The following is a 962-nucleotide window of genomic DNA, read 5'->3' as shown; positions in this document are numbered from 1 at the left end:
TTCTTTTCCTCGTACCCCTGTTGATGAATTTTACTGTTATAACTCCTCCTAACTGTAAAAAACCTACACTTGTCAGCAGCACCCCCCACGGCTGCGGCGATAGGAAACAGTGTGTTTCTGCCAAGCTGCTGCACTCCGAAATAGCCAAGGGCTAACGCTGCTGCTGTTGCTCCAATGCCTAAAACCGTGTTTCTAAATCTGGATTTGGTCATGCTGCCCCTTTGAAATTAGTGACCATTGCTGTCAATGCTGATTTATTGGGCTGTGTAGATTGCGCTGTTTCAACTTTGGGCGATGGTTGCACATTACCGTGTTGAAAAATCAGCTTCTCTACACCTGCTGAAAGTGCTTGTGTTGGCGCGTCTTGAGGTAAATCAAACATCTTGCACAATTCAATTACTGCTAGGTAGGAGATGGTTATACGCCGAGATTCGTAATTCATTGATTAGGCTCCTAGAGATATTTGAGTTAATAGCTTCAACCCCAAGGCATTGATGAATTGGGGATTGTTCAAAATCACAAAGCCTAAATCGGCTAAGTTTTGATCCACCACTGGCAAGGAAACACCGCCACCCCAGGCGACAAGGTATTTCGCTCTATCAAGGTAATTACCAGCAGTCACAAAGTTGGCGAATTTCTCAATCCTGGTACTCCACCACTCATCTAGGCATTGGCTGTACTCTGTTTCAAATTTCTTACCAGTAAGGTGGTTGCCTCCATAAGTGAAAGTGCCTTCGATAATCCCCTGGTTAACGAGACTGGGCGAGTGTTTCACATCCTTGGATAGCAGACTTACTCTGTCGTTTCGCTTGTCGAGAGCTTCTGCAATCATGGTGTGCAGTTCACCGCATCCACCCTCAATCAGGTGACGGTCAATCACTGCACCACCCGGATTTCTCACAAGTGCAAAAAAATTATTGAGATGAGTAAAATTTAGGAAAGGATATTTTATACATTAGTGG

The 962-nt window shown here is 44.7% G+C and carries 3 protein-coding genes; all 3 read right to left on the bottom strand.

The features are described 5' to 3' along the window. Positions 1 to 212: hypothetical protein (locus ACEYW6_RS36405; protein WP_412983638.1), on the bottom strand; the 212-nt coding region annotated here is incomplete at its 3' end. Beyond that, positions 209 to 442 (bottom strand): hypothetical protein, encoded by a 234-nt coding sequence (locus ACEYW6_RS36400; RefSeq protein WP_190944304.1) that lies wholly within the window; start codon positions 440 to 442, stop codon positions 209 to 211. The genes ACEYW6_RS36405 and ACEYW6_RS36400, both read right to left, overlap by 4 nt. A gap of 3 nt (positions 443 to 445) precedes the next feature. Continuing rightward, a complete protein-coding gene (locus tag ACEYW6_RS36395; protein WP_412983637.1) occupies positions 446 to 901 on the bottom strand; it encodes a hypothetical protein in 456 nt (151 codons plus the stop codon). Positions 902 to 962: the final 61 nt, after the last annotated feature.

Source organism: Nostoc sp. UIC 10607, assembly GCF_047228265.1.
Lineage (GTDB): Bacteria > Cyanobacteriota > Cyanobacteriia > Cyanobacteriales > Nostocaceae > Nostoc > Nostoc foliaceum_A.
This window is presented reverse-complemented; position numbering and strand designations above follow the sequence as displayed.